Here is a 5,725-nt window from a genome sequence, read left to right as displayed (position 1 = left end):
GGCTTTCCTATCCTGACCAATCACACCTATGAAAGCACGTTGTGGATCATCGCCGAAGGCATGCGACAGGAGGCGGAGGCGCTGCTTACGAGCGACATTGTTTTGGTCGATCGTCCGGTCCCGGATGCCTTGGGCTACCTCACGGCAGCTTTGGAGGTTTCATCCCGCACGATTAATCGGGAACGACTTTCAGAATTGCAGACTGTAGTCGCTGCTCATGCCACACGGTACGATCTGCTAATCATCACTGAGTTGGATCATGCCATTCCACTCGGTCCAGAGCGCGATACGAACGAGGCGTTCCGAGTAGCTGCAGGCCAGCATGTAGCGGCAGTGATCGACCAGGTCCGGCCCCAAGCCATTTGCATGACATCAAAAAATGCCGACGAAGTTGTGGCTGGTGCCGTCGAACGGGCTCTTAACCATTTCAGCAAAGGGGGTTCTTGATGTCCTTGTTGGAAGTTCGAACTGCCATAAACACGATGATCAATTCCGCCGCCAATGGCAGCGATATCAGCACAAAGGCTTTGATCGACGCCTTGCGAAAAGGCCATGCCGCGCTCATTTCGGCCGCGCGGTCTGAACTCGAAACCATCGCGTTGACCAAGATTGTCAACGAAGTTGCCCGCCGGCGCGTCCGGGAGGTGCCAGGTCAGGGCGAGCTTTTTGGTGGCTATTCCGGAATCTGGCAAACCATTGCTGTCAAAAGCCGTGGACCGGACGGTAAACTGCGCTATGACCGTAAGGCGATAAATGATGCTACGCCGGAGGAGGTTGAAGCTTGGCTGCAAGAACACACACAAGCGCGTCGCACTCGGCCAGAGAAATTTGCTGGAATGCGCCGTATGCTGGAGGATGTAAGGAACGTTGGCGGGGCCAACGGCGCCACCATCGGCAGCCTCCTGGCCGAGAAGCGCCGTCTAGAGCTGGGCGCGGAGTAGCTCACGACGTTAAGCGCTAGGAGCCTTGCGGTGTATCACGATTGTGGGCTCCTCGGGTAACGTTGCGATCCCCAGCCGATTGGTCCCGGGTTTCTTAGTTGCCATCCTTTCAGTCCGTTAAATCGTTGGGTTATCTCCCTTAAGCGTCGGACTTCTCTAAGTAGTCCAACTTCAGAGGTTCTTCTGTGTTTCGTGACTATACCAATGCTATAGGCGCTTGCACTTTGCGATTTCTTCGATATGGAAAAAGAACAAGGCGAATGGGGATCGGGGGGGGGCGCTAGCATGGTGAGATCGACAGCCGTTAGGAAGATTGAACAGAAAACTGGTCAGAGGCCGGATAGCAAGACCGTCTTGGCTGGGAGTCACTCGAAAGAACTTTTCTTCGCCGTTGTCGGTCCGGTAGGGGCAGGTGCGTCGCAGGCGATCAAGGCACTGCAACGCGTTTGCAAGTCAGGGGGCTATGAAGTTCACCTGATCAAGGCAAGCGAGTTGATCCGAACCTGGGCAAATGAGAACGGCCTGGCCTTCCCTGAGGTCGGGACCAAGACCTTGGAACTGGTTACCGAATTGCAGAACCTCGGCGACTCGATGCGCGAGCATGACATGGCCGAAGTCGCCAAAGCGGCAATGCGCGAAATCGCACAGCGACGTGCCAATCGCACCGGTCAGACTTACGTCAAGGGCGAGAAGGTCATTCCCGACAGCGTCAAACGCGTCTACCTTATCGATTCGATAAGGCATCCGGCCGAAATTCACCTGTTACGCAGAACGTACGGCAATGCATTCGGGCTGATCGGAGTCGTTTGCGAGGAGGGCGTGCGTCGCGCACGAATTCTTGAGAAATACTTCCGCGGGCCGGAGAAAGGGCTGCCCGAAACGCAGAACGCCGTCGACCGTTTCATGGATCGTGACTCGGATGACTCCAGTCGCAAGCATGGCCAGCATGTGACCGAAGCGTTCTACGAGGCGGATTTCTTTATCGACAACACCCGTGACGACCCGAACGGCACTAAGAACCTGCTGGATACAGATTTGAGCAGGTTCGTTAGCATCGTCTCACATGATCGAGTGGAGCGGCCCACCATAGAGGAGACCGCGATGCACCATGCCCACTCCGCGCGCGTGCGAAGCGCCTGTTTATCCCGACAGGTGGGCGCAGCATTGGTCGACGCCGATGGAACTGTGGTTGCGACCGGAACTAACGAAGTGCCTGCGGCCGGAGGTGGCGTTTATGGTGAGCGCTTCGCCACGTCAAGCAGAGGCATTGACGATCATCGTTGCGCTTTCCGCGCGGAGGCGTACTGCAGCAGCAACCGCGAGCAAAACGACATCATCGACAACTTGATCGAGGTCATTCGGGAACTGAAGCAGGTTTCGGACAAAATCGACCTGGCTGCGCGCATCCGGAAGACTCGGCTGGGAGGCCTTATAGAGTTCAGTCGTGCGGTCCATGCCGAAATGGATGCGCTGCTGTCGGCGGGACGCGAGGGTGTCTCGACCGTCGGTACCCGACTCTTCGTCACGACATATCCGTGCCACTATTGCGCCAGGCACATCGTCAGTGCCGGCGTGTACGAAGTTCAGTTCATCGAGCCATACCCCAAGAGCCTGGCCAGAAAGCTGCATAGCGATTCCATCGAAGTGACCCCATCCGAGTGGATACCGCCGGTCCCAAAGAGCATCGGTGCCGCGCGGGCGCAACTGCGTACCGCTTCGGACGTCGATAAGGAAGACGTTAAGCTTAATGAGCCTAAGGTGCTTTTCAGACCGTTCGTAGGGGTAGCACCCCGGATGTACGTCCGTGCGTTCGAGAAGACGTGGCAACTCAAGAATAAGACAAGCGGCGAATTTGAGATGCGGGCACCAGAATGGGGTAGCGAATGGGCCACCTTGACGGTAGGCTATCCCGAACTCGAAGCAGCCTTGGCGAAATAGCGTGGCGAAACCGCAACTCACACTCGTCGAGAATACCGGAAGCTGGCATAGCCGCATCGATGGTCGCGTTGTCGCGCAAACGCATGAGGTCGCCACTCGTGATACTGTGGTGAACTCACCACGTGCCGATCAGCTCGATTTGTTCGACGCACTTGCCCTTCCCGATTTGCGCGTTTTCGTCGTCGCCATGGATACGGTGCACGGCCGGACGCTTCAAAAGGCAGTGCTGTCTATTAAACCCAGGTCGGTGATCGATCTGCGATATGCCGCCCGTTTTGACCAATACGGATCTGACAGGGATACCTTGTTTGCTTATTTCAAGTCGGTCGGCTCTTACTATGCCTTGGACTCAATGCCTTGGCATGACCTTTCGATCCGCGACTTCATGACTGAGGGCGGCGTTCAAGTCCCAAGAGTGCATCATGAGCTGGTCGAGTTGGACAGAGGGGCAGTGATGTTCTTCGTTCCAAAGCCTCAGCACGCCAGCATGCTCATTGCGTACCTCAACCGGACGCTCTCGGCCAAAGCCAAGACCAGTTGGCGTATCGAGCAGATCGGCTGATTTTAGAGGGAGCCGCCGGCTTACGAGTCCGTATCTCGCCGTATCCTATCCGTCCTAAGCGGTACAATATTGTCGGGTAACGTCGGCATGCGCTCCCCGGTAAGTCGCGTAAATAGCTCAGGCGCCATGCCAAGTTTGGCAACCAGGCGGTAAAGGACAATCGGGTCACGATTGGAAATCCAACTGATGGCCACGCGCAGCAACTCTGGCTCCTCGATCGCAACCCTTTCGTCGTAGCGCTCCGCCTTAGCTTGTCCGGTCTTTACCAGCTGGATGTTGGCGGTGCGATATTGCGCAGCGTTGATTAAACCCAGATCGAATGCGCGCCGGGCGATGGCGCGTACCGAAACTTTCCAACGAAGCTTCATTGAAAACAGTGCACTCCAATCGAGAGTCCGCCGACTTCGAGGAAATTCACGCGCGAACGCGGTGCGCGGGATCAAAAAGGCCCCGGCGAACCGGTGCGCCTCTCCTTCAGTGACACTGTCGCCGGTCTGGATGCCTTGATGCATAATCAGGTGCGCGGCTTCGTGTGCAAGGTCGAAGCGCAAGCGGGCGCCAGCAACTTTCGCGGTTGAGCGAACGATGATAGGCCGGCGCCGCGCCATAGACAGCGCATCGATGCGGTCAGTGAGATCATCGAATTGCACCACAACTGCACCAGCATTCTCCACAACACGCATCATACTGGTGATTGGACCATCGAGGCCCAGGCCCCAGTGTTGCCGGGCATTCTCGGCAATGCGCTCTATCGCGTCTGGCGAAGCGGGATGCGGCTCCTCTGGAAAGTTGACCATCGGCATGCGCACCTGACCCTCGAGCGCGTCAACTAGCGCTTCCAGAGCTGTTCCTCGGGCCACAGCCTGCGCAGTCAATGCTCGTGGCGCGCTGGACAGCCGACGAAAGTGACAGTCTTCTTCACGGACGGGGTTTGTCGCCGGCGTTGCAAAGAAAGCAGACGTCACCCCGAGCGCAGCTGCCAAAGCTTCACGCATCTCGTCGGTCGGTTCTTTGGCGCCCGTTTCAAGCTGATGAACAAACTGCCGGCTAGCCGCCACGAGCCCGCCTAGCTCATCGAGCGATAGCCCAGCAAGCAGTCGCGCCAATCGGAGCTTAGCACCGTAAAAGAAACGCACTCGATCCTCCCGGACTTGGCCCGGCGGACTTCCTTTCATTGCCACCCTTACACCTTGTCGGAAGAAGCGACGATATCGTCGCCATGCTCGTCCTCGTCGTACCCGTGATCGCTGACAGACGGCGATGAAAGTTCAATACCCTCAGGCCGCGCTTCGTCCAGGAGCACGATCAACGGCTCCGCTTCAGCAAGTGGCAAAGGCCACACGAGTTCTGCTTGGTCGTTACGTAACGCGACGAAACTAGCTCCGAGGAGCGCTCCATCCATGTCGGTCGTTACCCCGATTCGAAACAGCACGCCGGCGGTCAGAATGCCTGGCTCCAGGTCAAGCAGCAGTTGCTCGAAGGGAGTGGCAATCGAAATCTTTGCGGTAGGCTCTGCGGGATCTCCGCGCCAGAAACGCATTGGAACACCTCCGATGCTGAACTGGAAATGTTTTCCCGGATCAATTACTCCCAGCCATTCGAAACCCAGTGTGCCGGCAGCCTTTGCGATCTGAAAGCAGCCGTAGTTGTAGGCGCAGACACCCAAGGTCCAGTTGTCGTCCCCTATCGCGGGGTCAAAGCGATCAACCGCACTGCCACGGCCCAGGGCGAGCAGCTGTGCAACCTTGACAAGCCGTTCTGCGGTCAGCTCGGGGTGATAGTCCCAAGGCAGCATCTTCACTCTCTCTTTCTCGAATCGGGCATTTCTTAGAGTCTGTCAACCAGAAGGACCATTGTCAACCAGCGCACGCCGAAACGATCCCGATCACCGGCTGTCGCACGACCAGTCGTCCTGGTCCTGAGTCCTCGATTGTCCCTGTGGTCGCAACGCGACAACGCCCCGCTCATGGCACCAGGTCCTCAACGACATCTTCCTCGCCCTCCCCGCTAGCCAAGCCGGCCGGAATGTCGCCGACCAGCAGCTTCTCCTTCGACAGCAGCCCGGCCTCCTCGAGCGCTTCGAAATCCGGCAACTGGCGCAGCGTGTCGAACCCGAACTGCGACAGGAAATTTTTCGTCGTCACATAGGTGTAGGGCGCGCCCGGCTGCGGGCTGCGCGGCCCCGAGGCGATGAGCTCCTGCGCGCGCAGCACGCCGATCAGATCGCGCGACACCTCCTTGCCGAAAAAGCTCGACAGCTCGCCACGCGTGATCGGCTGGAAAT

Annotated in this window: 7 protein-coding genes; 4 read left to right on the top strand and 3 right to left on the bottom strand. The window is 57.7% G+C overall.

Annotation, left to right across the window (positions count from 1 at the left end; genetic code table 11):
• The 4 genes from EOA33_RS39170 to EOA33_RS21925 form a co-directional block, all read left to right on the top strand.
• Positions 1 to 447 (top strand): hypothetical protein (locus EOA33_RS39170; RefSeq protein WP_190234331.1); only part of this gene is annotated, 447 nt, incomplete at its 5' end.
• The gene (locus EOA33_RS21935) at positions 447 to 941 is read left to right on the top strand and encodes a hypothetical protein (protein ID WP_127406573.1); all 495 of its coding nucleotides are present in this window, start codon (positions 447 to 449) and stop codon (positions 939 to 941) included. The genes EOA33_RS39170 and EOA33_RS21935, both read left to right, overlap by 1 nt.
• 354 nt (positions 942 to 1,295) lie before the next feature.
• Positions 1,296 to 2,879, top strand: a complete 1,584-nt coding sequence (locus tag EOA33_RS21930) for an anti-phage dCTP deaminase (protein WP_245482404.1) — start codon at positions 1,296 to 1,298, stop codon at positions 2,877 to 2,879.
• A 1-nt stretch (position 2,880) separates the two neighbouring features.
• On the top strand, positions 2,881 to 3,441 hold the full coding sequence (locus tag EOA33_RS21925) for a hypothetical protein (protein WP_127406569.1): 561 nt from the start codon (positions 2,881 to 2,883) through the stop codon (positions 3,439 to 3,441).
• 20 nt (positions 3,442 to 3,461) lie between these two features.
• Here EOA33_RS21925 and EOA33_RS21920 read toward each other — a convergent pair whose 3' ends face one another.
• The 3 genes from EOA33_RS21920 to EOA33_RS21910 form a co-directional block, all read right to left on the bottom strand.
• Positions 3,462 to 4,577: an ImmA/IrrE family metallo-endopeptidase gene (locus EOA33_RS21920; protein ID WP_210212590.1), complete on the bottom strand. Its 1,116-nt coding sequence runs from the start codon at positions 4,575 to 4,577 to the stop codon at positions 3,462 to 3,464.
• 47 nt (positions 4,578 to 4,624) lie between these two features.
• On the bottom strand, positions 4,625 to 5,242 hold the full coding sequence (locus tag EOA33_RS21915; RefSeq protein WP_127406566.1) for a hypothetical protein: 618 nt from the start codon (positions 5,240 to 5,242) through the stop codon (positions 4,625 to 4,627).
• A gap of 163 nt (positions 5,243 to 5,405) precedes the next feature.
• Positions 5,406 to 5,725: SMC-Scp complex subunit ScpB (locus EOA33_RS21910; RefSeq protein WP_145989232.1), on the bottom strand; the 320-nt coding region annotated here is incomplete at its 5' end.

The sequence above is a fragment of the Mesorhizobium sp. M4A.F.Ca.ET.050.02.1.1 genome, assembly GCF_003997725.1.
Lineage (GTDB): Bacteria > Pseudomonadota > Alphaproteobacteria > Rhizobiales > Rhizobiaceae > Mesorhizobium.
The sequence above is the reverse complement of the archived record's forward strand: the minus strand, read 5'-3'. Positions and strand labels throughout refer to the sequence as shown.